Genomic DNA, 20,710 nt, shown 5'->3' with positions numbered 1-20,710 from the left:
AAAGGCGCGAAGCGCCGTGCCCACGATCTTCAACCATTGCGACAGGTGGTGGGCACGCTTCCGCCTTCGCTCTGCGAGCTACGGCGGACAAGTCGCTTTGCCCACCCTACAAGATCTCACTCTGCGGCAATCACCGTGAGCTGCGGCCATAGCGTCTTCCATCGCGCCACTTTCGCCGCGTAATTTGCCGCGGAAAAATTCGGGCCGGGATTGGGCCGAACAATCAGGCTCGCGACGTCGCCAAACCCGTGCGGTGCATAGACCTCGAAGCCGTGGTCCGTGCGCCTCACGCCCACCTGCGTATTCTGCGTGAGGAAACGATCGATCCCGTCAGTCGAGCACGACAGCGGCGGATAGGGCAGGGCGTGCTTGGCCGGATACCACAGATGCACGCGAGCCTGATTGCGCGCCTCGATCTTGACGCCGAGATGATCGAGCCGCGCTTGCAGCTTGCGGATCACCGTGTCCTCCGCGTCCCAGGAGGTATCAGGGTCGAAGTAGAATATGTCGTAATCAGCGATGCCGTGATCGATGGCGCGGCCGGTGAGCCCATTCCAGACCGTTTGCACCAGGCATCCGGAGACCAGCCACGCATCCGGCAGCGCAAGGCCGTGCAGCTCATCGACGATTGCGACGTTGACCGGGTTCTTCAGCGCCAGGGCGAGGAAGCGGGCCTCATCCATGGCGACCGTCACGCATTTGCGCGCGCATCATGGTCCGCTCGCGCCGCCTTCGAGGACAGCGCGCACCAACGCCGCCGCAGCAGCGGCTCCACGATCGTGCGCTTGGCCTTGCCCGCGAAGCGGGGCGTCTCGAAGGATGGTCGCATGTGAGGTCGGGGCCTCATGGTTCGAGACGGCGCTTCGCGCCTCCTCACCATGAGGACGGTTGTCAATGCACGGCGGTGAAGAACCGGGCGAGGCGGAAGCCGGAGAGCCAGGTCCAGACCGGCTGGCCGCGCATGCCGAGATCCCAGGAGCCGAGCACGGCATCGGCACGGCCGACCAGATTGTCGACCGGCAAGAGGCCAACGCCGCCGGAGCGCAGCGGCACGCGGCTGTCGGCCGAGTTGTCCCTGTTGTCGCCAAGCACGAAGAGATGGCCTGGTGGCACCGTCACTTCCGGCGTGTTGTCGAGCGGGCCGTTGTCGCGCATCTTGAAGATGAGATGCGAGACGCCATTCGGCAGCGTCTCGACGTAACGATAGGCGGGCTCGCTGCCGCCATTGTCGTCCTCGGCGGCACCAACGCCGTCAGGCTTTAATTCGGCGGGGCGGTCGTTGATGAAGAGCTGGCCCTGTCGCATCTGGATACGGTCGCCAGGCAGGCCGACGACGCGCTTGACCCAGGCCTGCGAGCGGTCGCCGGGCCAGCGGAACACGACGACGTCGCCTTGCTTCGGCGTCTCGGCGAAGACGCGGCCGGTTTCCGGCAGGTTGATCTGGATCGGCAGCGACGAGGTGCCATAGCCATAGGGGAATTTCGAGGCGAGCAGCGCATCGCCAATCAGCAGCGTCGGCTCCATCGAGCCCGACGGCACGTAGAACGGTTCAGCCAGCGCGCCCTTGGCGATGAAGACGGCGGCGACGATGCCGGCGAGCTGCATCAGCTGGCCGGCAAAGCCGCTGCTCTTGCGTTTGGTGCTGACAGTCACTTTCTCAACGCTCATGCGCCCGTTCCACCCACCGTAATGCGTTCCATCAAAAGCGACGGCTGGCCGACGCCGACAGGCACGCCCTGACCGTTCTTGCCGCAGGTGCCGATGCCGGTATCGAGCGCTAGATCGTTGCCGATCATGCGGATGCGATGCAGGTCGGTCGGCCCGTTGCCGATCAGCATGGCGCCCTTCAGCGGCGCGCCCAGTTTGCCGTTCTCGATCTTGTAGGCCTCGGTGCACTGGAACACGTATTTGCCCGAGGTGATGTCGACCTGGCCGCCGCCGAAATTCGCGGCGAACACACCGTTCTTCACCGACGCGAGAATCTCGGCCGGGTCACGGTCGCCCGCGAGCATGTAGGTGTTGGTCATGCGCGGCATCGGCACATGGGCATAGCCCTGGCGCCGGCCGTTGCCGGTCGGCTTCATGTTCATCAGACGCGCGTTCTGACGGTCCTGCATGTAGCCGACCAGGATGCCGTCCTCGATCAGCACGGTGCGGTTGGTCGGCGTGCCCTCGTCGTCGATCGACAGCGAGCCGCGGCGAGAGGCGATGGTGCCGTCGTCAACCACGGTGACACCCTTGGCCGCGACCTGCTGACCCATCAGCCCAGCAAACGCCGAGGTCTTCTTGCGGTTGAAGTCGCCTTCGAGGCCGTGGCCGACGGCTTCATGCAGCATCACGCCGGGCCAGCCGGCGCCGAGCACGACGTCCATCTCGCCGGCGGGGGCGGGAATCGATTCCAGATTGACCAGCGCCTCGCGCAGCGCGCCGTCAGCGGCGTCGCGCCAGGACCTGGTCTCGATGAATTCGGCATAGCCGGCGCGGCCGCCATAGCCCTTGCTGCCGCTCTCCTGGCGATCACCCTGGCCGGCGACGACGGAGATGTTGACGCGCACCAGCGGGCGGATGTCGCGATAGCTCTCGCCATCGGGGCGCAGGATCTCGACCACCTGCCAGGTAGCGCCCAGGCTGACGCTGACCTGCCGCACCCGCGGATCCTTGTCGCGCAAATAAGCGTCGATCTCGGCGAGCAGTTTTACTTTCGTCTCGAAGCCCGGCGCATCCAGCGGATTCTCATCGCCATAGAGCCGCACATTGGTGTGCGGCGGCGGGGCTGCAAAGCTGCCGGAATAGCCGCCGCGCACGGCCGCGACCGCGTCGGCGGCGCGAATCAGCGCCGGCAGCGACACGTCGGAGGAATGCGCATAGCCGACCGCATCGTCCTTGACCGCGCGCAGGCCGAATCCCTGGGAGGTGTCATAGGTCGCCTGCTTGAGCCGCCCATTATCGAACATCAGCGCTTCGGTCTGGCTGTACTCCAGGAAGAGTTCGCCGTCGTCGGCACCGGCAAGCCCGCGCGCGACCTCGTTGCGAACCTGGTCGCGGTCGAGATTGGCGCGGTCGAGCAGGGAGGTCGTGGCAGGGTTGGTCATCTGGCATCCGTTCTCGGAGGAATGTGAGGCAAGATAATGGTTTCGGATCGGTTCCGCGAGGGGGCCGTCACATTACGGAAACGACAGGTGCGACAGAGATATTCGTCGAACACGTTGCCGCGAGCATGAATCGATCACCGTCACCCTGAGGTGGCCGCTCCTTCAGCGGCCCTCGAACTGCGACGGCCCGGCTGACAGCTCGGCCGTTCATCCTTCGAGGCTCGCACGGCAGCGCAATGCGCCCGCACTCGCACCTCAGGATGACGGGATCGAGAACGCGCGACCGGATGCCGTCCTACGGCAGCTTGTCATAGCCCTCGCCGAGCCCGTTCAGGCTGAGCGGGAAGCCGATGCCTTCCTCGGGCGTCTCGAAGATGATGAAGGTCGCGGTCTTGGCGCTGCGCAGCTGGCCGAGCAGCTTATCGTCCATGACGACCTCCGCGACACAGCCATTGGGCAGGCAGCGGACGAAGCCGGCCCGGCCGACGTCCTGATTGTCGAGCTTCAGCCCGAGGCCGGATGGCAGGAGCACGCCGAGCGGGGCGACCACGCGCATCAGGCGGCTCTTCTGGTCGGCGGTCTTGAGCACGATCACGGTGAGGCCGGCGTTGGAGCGGTCTTCCGCCACCACGCTCTGGATCAGGGCGCATTGCTCGGCCTGGGCGCCCGGCGGGGTGTCGCAACGGATCTGCCAGTCGCCATGAACGGAGCGCACCGCGCCCTGCGCATGGGCGAGGCTGGGGAGGGCAAGGAAAAGGACGACAGCCAGGAGGCCGATCAGCGCCTTGGGGCCGTTAGCCGGCCATAGAGCCGATCTTGCCATGCATCTCGAAAGCCCCATCGGGGTCGGTCCCTCTGCTCGCTTGGGTCGCTCGCGCTGGTGGACTGATACGGGAATGACGGCGTCTTGAAGGCAATTCACAAGCAAATTCCGCGCCGCCCTGGCCGTCATTATCGCCACGAATCAGGTTCCTGCGCGGCCCTGTGGCAGTGCCTACAACGGGTAGTCCGGCTGTCAAGCTGCGGCATCCCGGGAAACGGTATTTTTGTCTGATGTTACTGGGAAATATCTTGCCGGTGATGGCTGACAGACAGGGCTCAAGACTGCATTGCGATAGATCAAGAATTATGGTTTGAGAGGCTTGATTTCGGCGTTCTAGCGATCTGGCCCCAATTCCTCCTAGAGGTATTCTTGCGCGGCGGTTTGTCAGACGGGCGGATCGAATAAGCGTTCCCCAAAATAGGGGAATGCACTTGGGGTGATTTCGTTAGGGGAGCGCGAACGGCATGAAGATGTCGATGGGCCAGGTGGGCCGGCACTTGCTGGGATTGGCCGTGGCGGGTCTGACGCTGGCGACGGGCGGTGCGGCATTTGCCGAGCTTGGGCAGCCTGAGCCGTGGGAATGGCACCTGCAGGGTTCTGGCTCCCCGGTGATGGACAACATCGTCTGGTTCCACAACTTCCTGTCCGTGCTGATCATCCTGATCACGCTGTTCGTGCTGGCGTTGCTGGTGATCGTGGTGATGAAATTCAACGCGAAGGCCAATCCGGTGCCGTCGCGGACCACCCACAACACGCTGATCGAGGTGGTGTGGACCCTGGTGCCGGTGCTGATCCTGGTCGGCATCGCGGTGCCGTCGTTCCGCCTCTTGTTCCTCGAGCTCGACGTGCCGAAGGCGGATCTCACGGTGAAGGCGACGGGCAAGCAGTGGTACTGGTCCTACGCCTACCCTGACAACGGCAAGTTCGAGTTCGACTCGCTGTTGGCCCAGGACAAGCAGCCCCGCCTGCTCGGCGTCGACAATGAGATGGTGGTACCGGTCAACAAGGTGATTCGCGTTCAGGTCACCGGCGCCGACGTTATCCACGCCTTCGCCCTGCCGGCGTTCGGCGTCAAGATCGACGCCATTCCGGGCCGGCTGAACGAGACCTGGTTCAAGGCCACCAAGACCGGCATGTTCTATGGCCAGTGCTCCGAGCTTTGCGGCAAGGACCATGCCTTCATGCCGATCGCGATCCGCGTGGTGAGCGATCAGGAGTTCGCCTCCTGGGTTGAATCGGCGAAGAAGAAATATGCGAGCGGTGGCACCAGCACTTTCGCCTCCGCGGCCGGCCCGACGCAGTAAGCGTCGGGTGACGGTCTACCGGAACTGAAAGCGGCATAAGAGGGCGGGACCTCCAAAGGTCCGAATGGGACGCAAGGCAGGATTTGAAAATGGCAACGAGCGCAGCGGCACACGGCGATCACGCCCACGGACATGACGAGCACGCCCATCCGACCGGATGGCGTCGCTATGTCTATTCGACCAACCACAAGGACATCGGCACGATGTACCTGATCTTCGCGGTCATCGCCGGCATCATCGGTGCCGCGATGTCAATCGCGATCCGTGCCGAGTTGATGTTCCCGGGCGTCCAGATATTCCACGAAACGCACACCTATAACGTATTCGTGACCTCGCACGGCCTGATCATGATCTTCTTCATGGTCATGCCCGCGATGATCGGCGGCTTCGGCAACTGGTTTGTGCCGCTCATGATCGGCGCGCCTGACATGGCGTTTCCGCGCATGAACAACATTTCGTTCTGGCTGCTGCCGGCCTCCTTCGCGCTGCTGCTGCTGTCGAGCTTCGTCGAGGGCGAGCCCGGTGCCAACGGCGTCGGCGCCGGCTGGACCATGTACGTGCCGCTGTCGGCCTCGGGCCACCCGGGCCCGGCCGTCGACTTCGCGATCCTCTCGCTGCATCTGGCGGGCGCCTCGTCGATCCTCGGCGCCATCAATTTCATCACCACGATCTTCAACATGCGCGCGCCGGGCATGACCCTGCACAAGATGCCGCTGTTCGTGTGGTCGATTCTGGTGACGGTGTTCCTGCTGCTGCTGTCGCTGCCGGTGCTTGCCGGCGCGATCACCATGCTGCTCACCGACCGTAACTTCGGGACCACCTTCTTCAATCCCGAGGGCGGCGGCGATCCGGTGCTGTTCCAGCATCTGTTCTGGTTCTTCGGTCACCCCGAGGTGTACATCCTGATTCTGCCCGGCTTCGGCATGATCAGCCAGATCGTCTCGACCTTCTCGCGCAAGCCCGTGTTCGGCTATCTCGGCATGGCCTACGCCATGGTCGCGATCGGCGGCATCGGCTTCGTGGTGTGGGCGCACCACATGTACACGGTCGGCATGTCCTCGGCGACGCAGGCCTACTTCGTCGCCGCGACCATGGTGATCGCGGTTCCGACCGGCGTGAAGATCTTCTCCTGGATCGCCACGATGTGGGGCGGCTCGATCGAATTCCGCGCACCGATGATCTGGGCCGTGGGCTTCATCTTCCTGTTCACGGTCGGTGGCGTTACCGGCGTCGTGCTGGCGAACGCGGGCGTCGACCGCGTGCTGCAGGAGACCTATTACGTCGTCGCACACTTCCACTACGTGCTGTCGCTTGGCGCGGTGTTCGCGATCTTCGCCGGCTGGTACTACTGGTTCCCGAAGATGACGGGCTACATGTACAACGAGACGCTGGCGAAAGCGCACTTCTGGTTCACCTTCGTCGGCGTCAACCTGGTGTTCTTCCCGCAGCACTTCCTCGGCCTGTCGGGCATGCCGCGCCGCTACGTCGACTATCCGGATGCGTTCGCCGGCTGGAACCTGATCTCGTCGATCGGGTCCTATATCTCCGGCTTCGGCGTGCTGATCTTCCTCTACTGCGTGCTCGACGCCTTCATGAAGAAGGTTCCCGCAGGCGACAATCCCTGGGGTGCAGGCGCCACCACGCTGGAGTGGACGCTGTCCTCGCCGCCGCCTTTCCACCAGTTCGAAGTGCTGCCCCGCGTGCAGTAAGCGACAAAACTCCCGCGGCGCCTGCGACGGGCGCCGCGGCTCTAGAACGAAACGAGCAGGTTTAAGTGTCCGTCCTCGATCAGAACGCCATCGACATCAATCCCCGCATCTCCGAAGCGGAGGTTGGTGACTACCTCGCGCTGCTCAAGCCGCGGGTGATGTCGCTCGTGATCTTCACCGCGCTGGTCGGGATGGCGATGGCGCCAGGACACTTCCACTGGGTGCTGGCGATCACCTCGCTGCTTTGCATCGCCGTCGGTGCCGGCGCTTCCGGCGCGCTCAACATGGCGCTCGAGGGCGACATCGACGCCAAGATGTCGCGTACGGCGAACCGCCCGATCCCGCGCGGCCGCATCACCCGGCCCGAGGCGATGGCGTTCGGCATGACGCTCGCCTTCTTCGCGGTGATGACGCTCGGCATCCTGGTCAACTGGATCGCGGGCGCTCTGCTCGCCTTCACCATCTTCTTCTACGTCGTGATCTACACGATCGGCCTGAAGCGCTGGACCGCGCAGAACATCGTGATCGGCGGTGCCGCCGGCGCGCTGCCGCCGGTGGTGGCGTGGGCTGCCGTGACCGGCAGGGTCGACGTCGAGCCGCTGCTGCTGTTCGCCATCATCTTCTTCTGGACGCCGCCGCACTTCTGGGCGCTGGCGCTGTTCCGCTCCGACGATTATGCGCGTGCCGGCATTCCGATGCTGCCCAACGTCGCCGGTCCCGATGCGACCCGTCTCCAGATCCTGCTCTACACCATCGTGCTGATCGCGGTCGCCGCGGCGCCCTGGGCGCTCGGCTATTTCGATGCAATCTATGGCGTCACCTCGCTGGTGCTCGGTGCCGGCATGCTGGTGCTCGCCATCAACGTCTACATGCGCCGCGAGCGCAGCCAGTCGCTGCGTGCGACCCGCAAGCTGTTTGCCTTCTCGATCCTGTATCTGTTCGCGCTGTTCGCGACCCTGCTGGCCGAGGTCGTGGTCCGGGCGCTAGCTCCGATGGTAGGGGGCGCATGATCACGGCGATGGCTGACAAACCCGAGCCAGATGGAATCGTCCTCACCGAGGCGCAGAAGAAGAGCCGTCGCCAGCGCTCCATTGCCATTGCTTTGGCGCTCGGCGTGCTCGTCGTCCTGTTCTTCGCCGTCACCATGGTCAAGGGACCGGCGGTCCTCGTTCGCCCGATGTGACAGAGATGGATCAGAAGCCGACCATAGCGCAGGATCAGAGCCGAACGGCCAAGAAGGGGCTCGGCCGCGATGTGCTGGTCGCCTCGATCTGCGGCGGCGTGGTCGCGCTGATGGTCGGCGCGTCCTACGCCGCGGTGCCGTTCTACAACTGGTTCTGCCGTGCCACCGGCTTCAATGGCACGACGCAGGTCGCGACGTCGGCGCCGGCGACCGGCCCGATCGCACGCAAGATCGCGGTCCGCTTCGATTCCAACGTCGCGCCGGGCCTGCCCTGGAAGTTCGAGCCCGAGCAGACCGAGGTCGAGGTCAATATCGGCCAGGTCACCACGATCTATTACACCGTGACCAACCAGTCCGCGCGTACCACCTCGGGGCAGGCTGCCTACAACGTCGCGCCGCTGACGGTCGGATCCTATTTCGAGAAGATCAACTGCTTCTGCTTCAGCGAGCAGACCATGGCGCCCGGCGAGAAGCGCGAGATGCCCGTGGTGTTCTATGTCGACCCGTCGATCGCCGACGACCACGACAATGACGGGCTCGGTACCATCACGCTGTCCTACACCTTCTATCCGGTGAAGGATCCGGTGGTGAAGCCGCTCGCATCCGGCGACGACGACAAGCGCAAGGGAAATCTCCAGCCACCGGGTTGACGCTTCGGAGGTTGGACTAAGGGGATAAGTGCCCGATAGGCACGGGATTGAGGAGACAGACCGCAATGGCTACCGCGCAAGGCAAGCATCACGACTACCATCTGGTCGATCCCTCTCCGTGGCCGGCGGTCGGCTCCGTCTCGGCCTTCATCATGGCGGTCGGCGCGATCTCCTGGATGCACCACATGTTCTCGGCCGCACCGATCGTGTTCGGCATCGGCACCGTCGGCGTGCTCTACACGATGGCGAGTTGGTGGGGCGACGTGATCAAGGAAGCCCAGTACAAGGGCGACCACACCCGCGTCGTGCAGTTGCATCACCGCTACGGCATGATCCTGTTCATCGCCTCCGAGGTGATGTTCTTCGTTGCCTGGTTCTGGGCCTATTTCAACTCCGCGCTGTTTCCGGCCGACGCTGTCCATGCCACCCGCGATGCGGTGTTCGGCTGCGGCCTCGGCACCCAGGCCGGTGCGTGCAGCGTGCCCGGCACCTGGCCGCCCCATGGCATCGAGACCTTCGATCCCTGGCACCTGCCGCTGCTGAACACGCTGATCCTGCTCACCTCGGGCACCACGGTGACGTGGGCGCACCATGCCCTCCTGGAGAACGATCGCCAGGGTCTGAAGTATGGTCTGATCCTCACCGTCCTCCTGGGCGCGACCTTCACCTGCGTGCAGGCCTACGAGTACAGCCACGCCGCCTTCTCCTTCGCAGGCAACATCTATGGCGCGACCTTCTTCATGGCGACCGGCTTCCACGGCTTCCACGTGCTGGTCGGTACCGTGTTCCTGCTCGTCTGCCTGTTCCGCGCCTATGCCGGCCACTTCACGCCGACCCAGCATCTCGGCTTCGAGTTCGCGGCCTGGTACTGGCACTTCGTCGACGTGGTCTGGCTGTTCCTGTTCCTGTGCATCTATGTCTGGGGACACGGCGCCGAGACCATGGCCCACGGCGCGCACTGAGCCGCGACCGATCCATCGGAAAGGGCGGCCGCAGGGCCGCCCTTTCTCTTTCCGGTGACCCGAGTCCCGGCCGAAACTGTGATAGGCTTGCGCGTCATGAACGAAACCGCCGGTACTCCTGAAGCCCAGCCCACCGTGCTGCAAAGCGCGCTGCGTGGGCTCGCCTGCAAATGTCCGCGCTGCGGTCAGGGCAAGCTCTATGCGGGCTTCCTGACGCTCGCGCCGTCCTGTGACCGCTGCGGTCTCGACTATGCCTTCATGGATTCCGGCGACGGCCCGGCGATCTTCATCATCATGCTCGCTGGCGCGATCGTGGTGGGCTGCGCGCTGGTCGTCGAGGTCAAGTACCAGCCGCCGTTCTGGCTGCATGCGGTGCTGTGGCTGCCGCTGATCCTTGCGACCACGCTTCTGCCATTGCGCTCGATGAAATCGCTGCTGATCGCGCTGCAATTCCACCACAAGGCGGCACCGGGCCGGCTGGTCGACCGCGCGAAATGAACGAGGCGGCGCGCAAGCCCCGCGTGGCCGGCTTCATGCTGTTCACGCTTCTGCTGACGGCGGCCTTCATTGCGCTCGGGCTCTGGCAATTGCAGCGTCGCACCGCCAAGCACGAACTGATCGCGGCCCTCACCGAACGTCTTGCGGCAGCGCCGGTCGCGCTGCCGCCGCCTGCGCGATGGGCCGCGCTGACGCCCGCGCGCGACGAATTCCGCCGCGTCAGCTTTACCGCGACCTATGCGGCTTCGCCGGATGCGATGGTCTATTCGTCCGGCTCCGCGGTGCGCAAGGATGCCTCCGGTCCCGGCACCTGGGCCTTCCTGCCGGCGCGGCTGCCAGGCGGCGAGATCGTGGTGATCGATGCGGGCTTCGTCGAGAACACGATGCAGGAGCGCAGTGTCGAGGATCGCGCGGTGAAGAAGCTCGTCACCGGCGCGCCCGTCGCGCTTACGGGCTATCTGCGCTTTCCGGAAGCGCCGGGATGGCTCACGCCTGCGGAAAACCGGGACAAGCGGCTGTGGTTCGTGCGCGATCATCTGGCGATCGCACGCACGCTTGGATGGGGCGCGGTCGCGCCGTTCTATGTCGATCTCGAGCAGCCGGCGCCCGAGAACGGCATTCCGCGTCCGGGACCGCTCGACGTGCACCTGAAGGACGACCATCTGCAATATGCCATCACGTGGTTCACGCTTGCCGGTGCGGTGCTGATCGCTTTCGCCGTCTGGCTGAGGGGACGGCGGCAGAGTGGCGCGAGCCCGTAGGTTCCCGGAGGGAACCCGGAATCGCCCGGGCTTTATTATTCAGCGCATATTCACGAGGGTGATCCTAAGCCGCACCGAATGTTTTTTGCGGCAGACAGGATTCCTGGCGTGCGCGATTTCGATCAAATGGGAGTGGTCGTCGATTGGGTGGATGCCTGCCGGACGGGCGACCTCGCGACGCTGCTCGACCTCTACTCCGATGATGCCGAGCTGGAATGCACGTGCAACGGAACGCGTTTCTATCGCGGCCGGAGCGAGCTTAAGTCCTATTGGGGACCGAAGCTCAGCGCATTCTCGTCGGCGGGATTCCGCCTCGAGGAGATTGATCCCGCGCCGAATGGCGTCGATCTCGAATATTCCGTCGCGGGGGCGTTGCGAATCCGCGCGTCGTTTCGCTTCAGTGCGGAAGGCAAGATCCACAGCACGCTGTGCGCGCCGGCGCAGCAGGCTCGCACGATTGCTGAGCGTGCCAAAGCCTGATCCGGACCCGAACGGCCGCGTTAGCGCAAAGTGCGAAGCGGTTTTCCCTCGCGACAAACGCGGAACGCGTTTGGGCGGAGATCACGCTCAAACAACAACCTGAAACAGGATGACGATTCATCCTGATCTCATCGCGCTTTAGGTTGAGATCGGGACTTCGCCAAGCGGCAGACGGCAGCGCACGTAGGTTCGTTCGTCCGCGCGCAGCAGCGACAGCGATCCGCTGAGCGCACGCACGCGTTCGTGCATGCCGGTCAAGCCGCGGCCGAACACATTGTCGGCAGGAAAGCCGCCGCCGTCATCGCAGACTTCGATTGCGAGCGCATCGCCAGATATCGCCGCCTCCACATGGACATTGCGTGCTCCGGCGTGGCGCAGCACGTTGGTCAACGCCTCCTGGATCACGCGGTAGACGGTCTGGGCCCGCGGCCCCTCGACCCCGTTGAGACCGGGATCGATCGTCGCAGCGAGGCCAATATGCGGCGCCTGTCTGCGAAAATTCCGGAGCAGCGTCTGCAGGCTGGCCTCGAGCCCCAATTCCTCGATGTAGAGCGGTCGCAGCCGGTCGAGGATGCGGCGGTTGGTCTGCTGCAGCGCCTCGACCGACCGCATCACCTCCTGAACTGAGTTGCCGAGGTGTCCCGTCTGCGGTGAGGCTTCGGTCAACGCGATCGTGCCGGCGCGGATGCTGAACAGCAGCGGGCCAAGCTCGTCATGCAGCTCGCGGGCGAGATCGCGCCGCTCGTCGTCCTGGAGCGACACCAGCCGATGCAGGAGATCGCGATTGTCCTGACTCAATTGCGCGAGCGTCGTTGCCAGCGCATTGGCCTCCTCGCAGCTCTTCCGGATTTCCGAGGGCCCTGCGACCGGGATCGGCGTCGCATAATCGCCGCGCCGCATACGGGTGAGGCCTGCGCCAAGGCTTTGCAGGGGTCGCAGGGCCGACCCGGCGAAAAGATAGGCGATCGTTCCGGTCAGGACCATCAGCACCGCAATGAGGCTGGCCAGAGCCAGCAAGCCGATCCATTTTTCGAACAGGTCGGCCGACAGGTCGGGCGTGAACACGATGTCGCCGACGTGCCTGCCGTCGATGATGACAGGAGAGGCCGCGTCCATGTCCGGGATGGCAATCAGGTCGATGAACCATCGCGGCACGCCATGCACATCCCGAAGGCTGTCCTTCGCAGGGGGCACAGAACCCGCTTCGACAGGGCGGAATTGAATGTCAGAGGAGGGGGCCAGGGACTGGACGAACGCGTCGAGCACCTTCCGTGGATGATCCGAGGCGGCAAGAGCGCTGTTGAGCGCGACAGCCATCGTCTGTGTCGACCGCCGGCCCGGCTCGCTCTCGTCGGCCAGCTGACCGGTCGCAAATGCCTGGAGCAGGACACCGCCCAGGGCCAGCGCGGCCAGAAAGCTCAAGCCGAGCGGAAGAAACAGTTGGGTCCTGAACGGGAGCCGTTGCCACATTAGGTCAATTCTAACGCGCAACGGCGGAATTTTCTCTTTCCATTTGTTCCCGGCGGTCTATGAGTCGAACAACAGAGAGCGCGCAATGCAAGATACCGCCAAGCCGGCGACCAAGGTTCTGATTGTGGACGACCATCCCGTGGTGCTGTCAGGGTGCCGCACCCTGTTTGCGTCCGACCATTCGATCCGCATCGACGAGGCCAGCGACGCCAAATCCGGACACCGGGCCTATATCAGCAAGCGTCCCGACGTGACGGTGATTGATATCAGCCTGCCCGACGTCTCCGGTTTCGAACTGATGCGGCGAATCCGCAAGGACGACCCGGACGCCAAGATCATCATGTTCAGCATGAACGATGATCCGGCCTTCGTGGTGCGTGCGGTGGAGCTCGGGGCGCAGGGCTATGTCTCCAAGGGTGACGATCCCCGGATCCTGCTCAAGGCCGTGCGCAAGGTGATCGCAGGCGACAACTTCATCTCGCCACAGCTTGCGGAAGCTGTGACGTTCTCGGGCGCCGCGATCAAGGCTAATCCGGCTTCGCAGATGACGCCGCGGGAGCTCGAGATTCTCCGCCTGCTCGGGCGCGGCAACAAGATCGTCGAGGTCGCCGGGGCGCTTGGCATCTCCTACAAGACGGTCGCCAACACCACGTCGCTGCTTAAGCAGAAATTGGGGGCCAAGAACCACTCTGATCTGATCCGGATCGCGGTGGAAATCGGGATGACCTGACACCGCCAGAGACCGAACCGGCTGCTCCAGGATCGCAGCCGGTTCAGTCGAAGGATCGGCGCCGCCGCGCGTCCGGGCAATGTGTGGACCACGGCTGATCCGATCCGCCGACACAATGGGCCGGCGCTTCGTTCGTTCCTTGTTCGACGCAGTGTGTGGGAAAAAGCAGCAGCGAGGCCGCTGGGCCAGCCGCTTGGCGGACGGCAGGACCGGGACATATCGGGAAAAACAGGAACATTTGGCGCGGCGCGCCGTTTTTGGTCTTGACGATCTCGTGACAGGTGACGATAGCTCGAACCGGCGATTTTCGGGGGAGGGGCCCCGTTACGGTAAACCGGGTCTGCACACATCAACGACAGACCTTCCAAGAGAGGGCTGCGGCATCGCCGCAGCCCTTTTTCGTTGGGCATGGTGCGGCCCCGCAAAACACTCTATGGTGCCGGAAGCCTCTGGCTCAAGAACTAGGAACATCATGAAATCAAAGGCTTAAGGCACGAATTCGAACCGGGCCAGCCTTTGGAGGGCAGTTTGACTCGTTATATCTCGACCCGGGGCGAGGCCCCTGAGCTTGGCTTCTGTGACGTGATGCTGACCGGGCTTGCCCGCGATGGCGGCCTGTACGTGCCGGTGACCTGGCCGCTTCTGCCAGCCGAGACCATCGCAGGCTTCTTCGGCCGCCCCTATTGGGAAGTCGCTGTTGACGTCATCCGTCCCTTCGTCGGCGGCGAGATTTCGGACGTCGAGCTTGGTCGCATGGCGAACGAGGCCTATGCCACCTTCCGCCATCCGGCGGTGGTACCACTGCGCCAGATGTCGCCGCATCAATTCGTGCTCGAGCTGTTCCACGGGCCGACGCTCGCCTTCAAGGACGTGGCGATGCAGCTGATCTCGCGGCTGATGGACCATGTACTCGCCAAGCGCGGCCAGCGCACCACCATCGTGGTCGCGACCTCAGGCGACACCGGCGGTGCCGCGGTCGAAGCCTTCGCTGGGCTCGAGAATGTCGACCTCATCGTGCTGTTCCCGCACAAGCGCATCTCCGAGGTGCAGCAGCGCATGATGACGACGGCGGGCGCCGCCAACGTCCACGCGCTCGCCATCGAGGGCAATTTCGACGACTGCCAGGCGCTCGTGAAGGGGATGTTCAACAATCACCGCTTCCGCGATGCGACCTCGCTGTCCGGCGTCAACTCCATCAACTGGGCGCGCATCGTTGCCCAGGTGGTCTATTATTTCACCTCCGCAGTTGCCGCCGGCGCGCCGGCGCGCGCGGTGGACTTCATCGTACCGACCGGCAATTTTGGCGACATTTTTGCAGGCTACGTCGCCAAGCGCATGGGTCTTCCCGTCCGGACGCTACGCATTGCTGCCAACGTCAACGACATTCTCGCCCGTACGCTCAAGACCGGCATCTACGAGGTGCGCGAGGTGCACGCCACCGCCTCGCCCTCGATGGACATCCAGATCTCCTCGAATTTCGAGCGGCTGCTGTTCGAGGCCAGCAAGCGCGATGCGCCCGCCGTGCGCCGGCTGATGGAGCAGCTCAAGCAGTCGGGCCGCTTCGTGCTGCCCGATGCGATGCTGGCCGCCATCCGCGAAGAATTCGACGCCGGCCGGGCCGATGAGACCGAAACCGCGGCTGCGATCCGCGCTGCCTGGCGCGAGGCGGGCGAGCTCGTCGATCCGCACACCGCTGTGGCGCTGGCTGTCGCCGACCGCGACACCACCGACACGACTGTGCCCAATATCGTGCTCTCGACCGCGCACCCGGCCAAATTCCCTGATGCCGTCGAGGCCGCCTGCGGCCAGCGGCCGCAACTGCCGGCCTGGCTCGACGGTCTCATGACCAAATCTGAACATATGAAGGTGATGAAGAACGATCAGAGCGAGGTGGAGCGATTCGTGCTGTCGGTCAGCCGTGCTGCAAAACAGGGAGTTGCCGGATGAGCGTCGAGATCTCCAAGCTTGCCTCCGGCCTGACCGTCGTCACCGATAACATGCCTCATCTCGAGACCGCCGCGCTCGGCGTCTGGGCCGGCGTCGGCGGCCGCGACGAGAAGCCGAACGAGCATGGCATCTCGCATCTCTTGGAACATATGGCCTTCAAGGGCACGACCGGACGCTCCTCGCGCGAGATCGTGGAGGAGATCGAGGCGGTCGGCGGCGACCTCAATGCCGGCACCTCGACCGAGACCACGTCCTATTATGCCCGGGTGATGAAGGCCGACGTGCCGCTGGCGCTCGACGTGCTCGCCGACATCCTGGCCAATCCCGCCTTCGAGCCCGACGAGCTCGAGCGGGAGAAGAACGTTATCGTGCAGGAGATTGGAGCTGCGCAGGACACGCCCGATGACGTCGTGTTCGAACATCTCAACGAGCTCTGCTATCCCGATCAGCCGATGGGACGTTCGCTGCTCGGCACGGCCAAGACGCTGAAGAGCTTCAACCGCGACTCGCTGCGCAACTATCTCTCGACGCATTACCGCGGCCCCGACATGGTGGTGGCGGCGGCCGGTGCCGTCGATCACAGCCAGGTCGTCGCCGAAGCCGAGAGGCGCTTTGCGAGTTTCGAGGCGACACCGGGCCCGAAGCCGCAGGCTGCCCAGTTCGGCAAGGGCGGCGCCAAGGTCGTGCATCGCGAGCTCGAACAGGCGCATTTGACGCTGGCGCTGGAAGGCGTGCCGCAGACCGATCTGTCGCTGTTCTCGCTCCAGGTCTTCACCAACATCCTCGGCGGCGGAATGTCGTCGCGGCTGTTCCAGGAGGTGCGCGAGAAGCGCGGCCTCTGCTACTCGATCTACTCCTTCCACGCGCCCTATACCGACACCGGCTTCTTCGGCCTCTATACCGGCACTGATCCGGCCGATGCGCCTGAAATGATGGAGGTCGTGGTCGATATCATGAACGATTCGGTCGAGACCCTGACCGAGGCCGAGATCGCCCGCGCCAAGGCGCAGATGAAGGCGGGCCTCTTGATGGCGCTGGAGAGCTGCTCCTCGCGCGCCGAGCAGCTCGCCCGGCACGTGCTGGCCTATGGACGGCCGCAGACGGTGCAGGAGCTGGTGGCCCGGATCGACGCCGTCAGCATCGAATCGACCCGCGATGCGGCGCGTGCGCTGCTTTCGCGCAGCCGCCCTGCAGTTGTCGCATTAGGCAGCGGCAGGGGTCTGGACACGGCGGTGTCTTTTGCGGAAGGATTGACCCGGGCGCGCGCCAAGGCGCGGCTGCACTAGGAGCCGCGCTGGCGGACCGCCTGTCCGGGAAGCATCACCATGGCCCTCTTTCGCCTGCCATCCAGTGGACCCGCTGCCCTCGCCCCCCGCGGTAACGGATTGTTGCTGCGCGCCCCGCAGATGTCGGATTTCCTGCAATGGGCGCATTTGCGCGAGGCCAGCCGCGATTACCTGACGCCGTGGGAGCCGATCTGGCCGTCGGACGATCTGACCCGCTCGGGCTTCCGCCGTCGCCTGCGCCGCTATTCCGAGGACATCGCCGCGGACCGCTCGTATCCGTTTCTGATCTTCCGCGAGCTCGACGGTGCCATGGTCGGCGGCATCACGCTCGCCAATGTCCGGCGCGGCATCGTTCAGGCCGGCACCATCGGCTATTGGGTCGGCCAGCCCCATGCCCATCGCGGCTACATGACGGCGGCACTGCGGGTGCTGCTGCCGACGCTGTTCGGCGAGCTCAATTTGCATCGGGTCGAGGCCGCCTGCATCCCCTCCAATGCGCCCTCGATCCGGGTGCTGGAGAAATGCGGCTTCTCCCGCGAGGGGCTGGCGCGCCGCTATCTCTGCATCAACGGGATCTGGCAGGACCATCTGCTGTTCGGTCTGCTGCATGAGGATTTCCGCGGCTGAGCCGGGCCGTTTCTGCGGCCAAAGTCCACTTTTTTATCGCCTTGGGATCGCCGATATTGGCGATATAACCCGCACAAACCGGCCATCCGCCGGGATTGTCATGGAGTGCTGCCGTTCATGAATGAGCTTCGATCATTGCGGAATGCGCTGCGGCGGGGCGCGGTGATTGCGCTTGCGCTGTCGATGGTATCGGCGACTGTCTCGCCGGTCGCCGCGCAGTCGCTGACGGACCGATTCAAGAGCCTGTTCGGTGGCAAGTCCGACGAGCCCGCCCAGCCCAAACCGGCGCCCGCGCCGGGCCAGCCGCAGGCCGACGACGACGTCGACTGTCCCCAGGTGACGGTGCGCGCCGGTGCGTCCACTTATGGCGTCGGCGCGACAGGCAAGCCGGCCGTCGGCAACGATGTGCGCTTCCAGGCCTCCATCACCAAGATGGCGCGCGAATGCATCCGCAACGGCAGCGAGATCACCGCACGCATCGGCATCCAGGGCCGCGTCATTGCCGGCCCCGCCGGTGCCCCTCCCTCGGTCGAGGTTCCGCTGCGCATCGCGGTGGTGCAGGGCGGCGTCGGCGAGAAGGTGATCGCCTCGAAGGCCTACCGGACCACGGTTGCGATGTCCGAGGACGGCAGCGTCCCCTTCACCTTCGTCGCGGAGGATCTCTCCTATCCGGTGCCGTCGGCCGCGGTCGCCGATTCCTACATCTTCTATGTCGGCTTCGACCCGCAGGCGCTCTCGCCCGAGCCGAAGCCGCGGGGGAAGAAGAAGTAGGCGGCAGGTCTCGTGCCCCGGACGCGACGCAGCGCGTAAGCGGTGCGTCGCAGAGCCGGGGCCCAGAAGCCGCGGATGCATGGGTCCCGGCTCTGCGTCGCGTCATTGCATGCCGCGCCGCGTCCGGGACACGAAAGTTCCTCGCCCAACAAAAAAGCCGGCGCTATCCGCGCCGGCTTCTTGATGGGGTGAGGCGTCTGCCCTCAGTTCAGCTTCTGGCGAACCTCGGTGATGCCCTTGGCGAGCAGATCGTCGGCGACCTGGCCCTTGACCGACTGCGACAGGATCGTGGAGGCGGCCTGCACGGCGGCTTCCGCGGCTGCGGCGCGGACATCGGCCAGCGCCTGGGCCTCGGCGAGCGCGATCTTGCTCTCCGCGGTCTTGGTGCGGCGGGCGACGAAATCTTCCATCTTCGCCTTGGCCTCGGTCGCGATGCGCTCTGCTTCGGACTTGGCATTGGCGATGATGTCGGCGGCCTCGCGTTCGGCCGAGGCGCTGCGCGCCTTGTAGTCGGCCAGCACCTTGGCGGCTTCCTGCTTGAGACGCGTCGCGTCGTCGAGCTCGGCCTTGATGCGGGCGGCGCGATGGTCGAGCGCAGTCATCGCCGACTTGAAGATCCCGAGATAGCCGAACACGACCATCAGGATGACGAAGGCGACGGCGACCCAGGTTTCAGGATCGAAGAACATATCGACTAACCCTTCAAGGACGCATCGACGGCGGCATTGACCGACGCCGCATCGGGAACGACGCCGGTGAGCTGCTGCACGATGGTGCCGGCCGCATCGGCTGCGATGCCGCGGACATTGCCCATGGCGGTCGCGCGGGTCGAGGCGATGGTCTTCTCCGCCTCGGCGAGCTTGGCCGCCAGCTGCTCTTCCAGGGACTTGCGCTCGGCATCCGCCTGCGCATTCGCCTTGTCGCGCGATTCGTTGCCGATCGCCTGCGCCCGCGAACGCGCCGCAGCGAGCTCGCCTTCATAGGCCTTCAGCGCCGCCTCGGACTGGTCCTTCAGCGCCTGTGCCTCAGTGAGGTCACCCTCGATCTTGCTCTGACGCGCCTCGATCGCACCGCCGACCTTCGGCAGAGCGAGCTTGGCCACGATCACGTAAAGCGCGACGAAGAAGATCGCGAGCGACACCAGCTGCGACGCAAAGGTGCTGCTCTCGAACGGCGGGAAGCCGCCGCCGTGATGACCGCCATCGGCTTCGGTGTGGGCGTCGGTCGCCGGAGCTTTCGCCCCGCCATGACTCTCGGCCATGGAGTACTCCTGTTGCTGTCACGCGCCGCTTCGGATGAAGCGGCGCGGAAGAAGTCGTTCTTTAGAAAACGAACAGCAGAAGCAGCGCGATCAGCAGCGAGAAGATGCCGAGCGCTTCGGTCACGGCGAAGCCGAAGATCAGGTTGCCGAACTGGCCCTGAGCGGCCGACGGGTTGCGGACGGCTGCGGCGAGGTAGTTGCCGAAGATCACGCCCACGCCGACGCCCGCACCGCCCATGCCGATGCACGCGATGCCCGCGCCGATAAGTTTTGCTGCTGCCGGATCCATTTTAGACTCCTTGGAAGAAAGATTGGGTTGTGGGTGGAAATTCCCCGGACCGCTTAGTGTCCCGGATGAATGGCGTCGTTGAGGTAGATGCAGGTCAGGATCGCAAACACATAGGCTTGCAGGAACGCGACCAGAATCTCGAGCGCGTACAGCGCGATGGTGAGCGCCAGCGGCAGCACGCCGCCAACCCAGCCAATGGCGCCGAGCGAGAAGCCCAGCATGGCGACGAAGCCCGCGAACACCTTCAGCGCGATGTGGCCGGCCAGCATGTTGGCGAACAGACGAATGCTGTGGGAGACCGGCCGCAGGAAGAACGACAGGACCTCGATGAACATGACCAGCGGCAGGACGTAGGCGGGGACGCCGTGGGGAACGAAAATCTTGAAGAACTTCACGCCGTTCTTGGCGACGCCGTAGATCAGCACGGTGAAGAAGACCAGGAGCGCCAGGCCTGCGGTGACGATCAGATGGCTCGAGATCGTGAAGGTGTAGGGAATGATGCCGACCAGGTTCGAAACGCAGATGAACATGAACAGCGAGAAGATCAGCGGGAAGAACTTCATGCCTTCCGCGCCGGCGGTCGAGCGGATGGTGCTGGCTACGAACTCGTAGGAGATTTCGGCGACCGACTGGAGGCGGCCCGGAACCAGCTGCGTGCCGCTGGCAAGCATCAGGATCGAGATGATGGCGACGGCCACCAGCATGTAGAGCGATGAATTGGTGAAGGCGATCGTGTGATGGCCGATCTGGCCGATCGTGAAGAGAGGCTCGATGTTGAACTGGTGGATCGGATCGATTTTCATCGGCGCGGCATCTCTTGGTCTGCCGGGCAATGCCGGCGGGTCTCGGTCTGCCGGCCGGGCCGGC

The 20,710-nt window shown here is 64.6% G+C and carries 23 protein-coding genes; 14 read left to right on the top strand and 9 right to left on the bottom strand.

The window, feature by feature from the left end:
• Positions 1 to 116: 116 nt before the first annotated feature.
• The 4 genes from XH89_RS35145 to XH89_RS35130 form a co-directional block, all read right to left on the bottom strand.
• Positions 117 to 683: a nucleotidyltransferase family protein gene (locus XH89_RS35145; protein ID WP_194464853.1), complete on the bottom strand. Its 567-nt coding sequence runs from the start codon at positions 681 to 683 to the stop codon at positions 117 to 119.
• A 208-nt stretch (positions 684 to 891) separates the two neighbouring features.
• On the bottom strand, positions 892 to 1,668 hold the full coding sequence (gene lepB / locus XH89_RS35140) for a signal peptidase I (protein WP_194464852.1): 777 nt from the start codon (positions 1,666 to 1,668) through the stop codon (positions 892 to 894).
• Complete coding sequence (gene tldD, locus XH89_RS35135) at positions 1,665 to 3,092, bottom strand: metalloprotease TldD (protein WP_194464851.1); 1,428 nt, start codon at positions 3,090 to 3,092, stop codon at positions 1,665 to 1,667. Before tldD ends, lepB begins: the two co-directional genes overlap by 4 nt.
• A gap of 295 nt (positions 3,093 to 3,387) precedes the next feature.
• Positions 3,388 to 3,933: an invasion associated locus B family protein gene (locus XH89_RS35130; RefSeq protein WP_194464850.1), complete on the bottom strand. Its 546-nt coding sequence runs from the start codon at positions 3,931 to 3,933 to the stop codon at positions 3,388 to 3,390.
• Between the two features lie 446 nt (positions 3,934 to 4,379).
• Here XH89_RS35130 and coxB point away from each other — a divergent pair, with 446 nt between their 5' ends.
• From coxB to XH89_RS35085, 9 genes are all read left to right on the top strand, one after another.
• Entirely contained in the window at positions 4,380 to 5,219 is an 840-nt protein-coding gene (gene coxB, locus XH89_RS35125) for a cytochrome c oxidase subunit II (RefSeq protein WP_194464849.1), read from the top strand.
• Between the two features lie 89 nt (positions 5,220 to 5,308).
• Positions 5,309 to 6,928: a cytochrome c oxidase subunit I gene (ctaD, locus tag XH89_RS35120; RefSeq protein WP_194464848.1), complete on the top strand. Its 1,620-nt coding sequence runs from the start codon at positions 5,309 to 5,311 to the stop codon at positions 6,926 to 6,928.
• A gap of 65 nt (positions 6,929 to 6,993) precedes the next feature.
• Positions 6,994 to 7,938 carry a heme o synthase gene (locus XH89_RS35115; RefSeq protein WP_194464847.1) on the top strand — a complete coding sequence of 315 codons (945 nt, stop codon included), beginning with the start codon at positions 6,994 to 6,996 and terminating at the stop codon, positions 7,936 to 7,938.
• Entirely contained in the window at positions 7,935 to 8,111 is a 177-nt protein-coding gene (locus XH89_RS35110; protein WP_035700697.1) for a hypothetical protein, read from the top strand. The genes XH89_RS35115 and XH89_RS35110 overlap by 4 nt, the downstream gene beginning before the upstream one ends.
• A gap of 5 nt (positions 8,112 to 8,116) precedes the next feature.
• Positions 8,117 to 8,761 carry a cytochrome c oxidase assembly protein gene (locus tag XH89_RS35105; protein ID WP_194464846.1) on the top strand — a complete coding sequence of 215 codons (645 nt, stop codon included), beginning with the start codon at positions 8,117 to 8,119 and terminating at the stop codon, positions 8,759 to 8,761.
• A 65-nt stretch (positions 8,762 to 8,826) separates the two neighbouring features.
• Positions 8,827 to 9,723, top strand: coding sequence for a cytochrome c oxidase subunit 3 (locus XH89_RS35100; protein WP_194464845.1), 897 nt, complete (start codon positions 8,827 to 8,829; stop codon positions 9,721 to 9,723).
• Between the two features lie 96 nt (positions 9,724 to 9,819).
• Positions 9,820 to 10,221, top strand: coding sequence for a DUF983 domain-containing protein (locus tag XH89_RS35095; RefSeq protein WP_194464844.1), 402 nt, complete (start codon positions 9,820 to 9,822; stop codon positions 10,219 to 10,221).
• Positions 10,218 to 10,982, top strand: coding sequence for an SURF1 family protein (locus XH89_RS35090; protein WP_194464843.1), 765 nt, complete (start codon positions 10,218 to 10,220; stop codon positions 10,980 to 10,982). The genes XH89_RS35095 and XH89_RS35090 overlap by 4 nt, the downstream gene beginning before the upstream one ends.
• 108 nt (positions 10,983 to 11,090) lie before the next feature.
• Positions 11,091 to 11,462, top strand: coding sequence for a nuclear transport factor 2 family protein (locus XH89_RS35085; RefSeq protein WP_194464842.1), 372 nt, complete (start codon positions 11,091 to 11,093; stop codon positions 11,460 to 11,462).
• 138 nt (positions 11,463 to 11,600) lie between these two features.
• Here XH89_RS35085 and XH89_RS35080 read toward each other — a convergent pair whose 3' ends face one another.
• A complete protein-coding gene (locus tag XH89_RS35080) occupies positions 11,601 to 12,932 on the bottom strand; it encodes a histidine kinase (RefSeq protein WP_194464841.1) in 1,332 nt (443 codons plus the stop codon).
• 85 nt (positions 12,933 to 13,017) lie between these two features.
• Between XH89_RS35080 and XH89_RS35075 the strand changes: the two genes are divergently transcribed.
• From XH89_RS35075 to XH89_RS35055, 5 genes are all read left to right on the top strand, one after another.
• Positions 13,018 to 13,662, top strand: a complete 645-nt coding sequence (locus XH89_RS35075) for a response regulator transcription factor (protein ID WP_194464840.1) — start codon at positions 13,018 to 13,020, stop codon at positions 13,660 to 13,662.
• A 528-nt stretch (positions 13,663 to 14,190) separates the two neighbouring features.
• Positions 14,191 to 15,609 (top strand): threonine synthase, encoded by a 1,419-nt coding sequence (thrC, locus tag XH89_RS35070; protein ID WP_194464839.1) that lies wholly within the window; start codon positions 14,191 to 14,193, stop codon positions 15,607 to 15,609.
• Entirely contained in the window at positions 15,606 to 16,895 is a 1,290-nt protein-coding gene (locus XH89_RS35065) for a pitrilysin family protein (RefSeq protein ID WP_194464838.1), read from the top strand. The genes thrC and XH89_RS35065 overlap by 4 nt, the downstream gene beginning before the upstream one ends.
• Positions 16,896 to 16,934: 39 nt before the next feature.
• Positions 16,935 to 17,522 carry a GNAT family N-acetyltransferase gene (locus XH89_RS35060; protein WP_194464837.1) on the top strand — a complete coding sequence of 196 codons (588 nt, stop codon included), beginning with the start codon at positions 16,935 to 16,937 and terminating at the stop codon, positions 17,520 to 17,522.
• Positions 17,523 to 17,639: 117 nt separating this feature from the next.
• A complete protein-coding gene (locus XH89_RS35055; RefSeq protein ID WP_194464836.1) occupies positions 17,640 to 18,293 on the top strand; it encodes a hypothetical protein in 654 nt (217 codons plus the stop codon).
• Between the two features lie 203 nt (positions 18,294 to 18,496).
• On the opposite strand, the gene XH89_RS35050 is transcribed toward XH89_RS35055, so the two are convergent.
• The 4 genes from XH89_RS35050 to XH89_RS35035 all read right to left on the bottom strand — a co-directional run bounded on the left by XH89_RS35050 (position 18,497) and on the right by XH89_RS35035 (position 20,646).
• Complete coding sequence (locus tag XH89_RS35050; protein WP_194464835.1) at positions 18,497 to 18,982, bottom strand: ATP F0F1 synthase subunit B; 486 nt, start codon at positions 18,980 to 18,982, stop codon at positions 18,497 to 18,499.
• 5 nt (positions 18,983 to 18,987) lie between these two features.
• Positions 18,988 to 19,554, bottom strand: a complete 567-nt coding sequence (locus XH89_RS35045; RefSeq protein WP_194464834.1) for a F0F1 ATP synthase subunit B' — start codon at positions 19,552 to 19,554, stop codon at positions 18,988 to 18,990.
• 61 nt (positions 19,555 to 19,615) lie between these two features.
• Positions 19,616 to 19,843, bottom strand: coding sequence for a F0F1 ATP synthase subunit C (locus tag XH89_RS35040; protein ID WP_018643436.1), 228 nt, complete (start codon positions 19,841 to 19,843; stop codon positions 19,616 to 19,618).
• Positions 19,844 to 19,896: 53 nt separating this feature from the next.
• On the bottom strand, positions 19,897 to 20,646 hold the full coding sequence (locus XH89_RS35035) for a F0F1 ATP synthase subunit A (RefSeq protein ID WP_194464833.1): 750 nt from the start codon (positions 20,644 to 20,646) through the stop codon (positions 19,897 to 19,899).
• Between the last annotated feature and the right edge of the window lie 64 nt (positions 20,647 to 20,710).

Source organism: Bradyrhizobium sp. CCBAU 53340, assembly GCF_015291645.1.
Lineage (GTDB): Bacteria > Pseudomonadota > Alphaproteobacteria > Rhizobiales > Xanthobacteraceae > Bradyrhizobium.
Note: the sequence above shows the minus strand (reverse complement) of the source record. Positions and strands in the feature narration are given on the sequence as shown.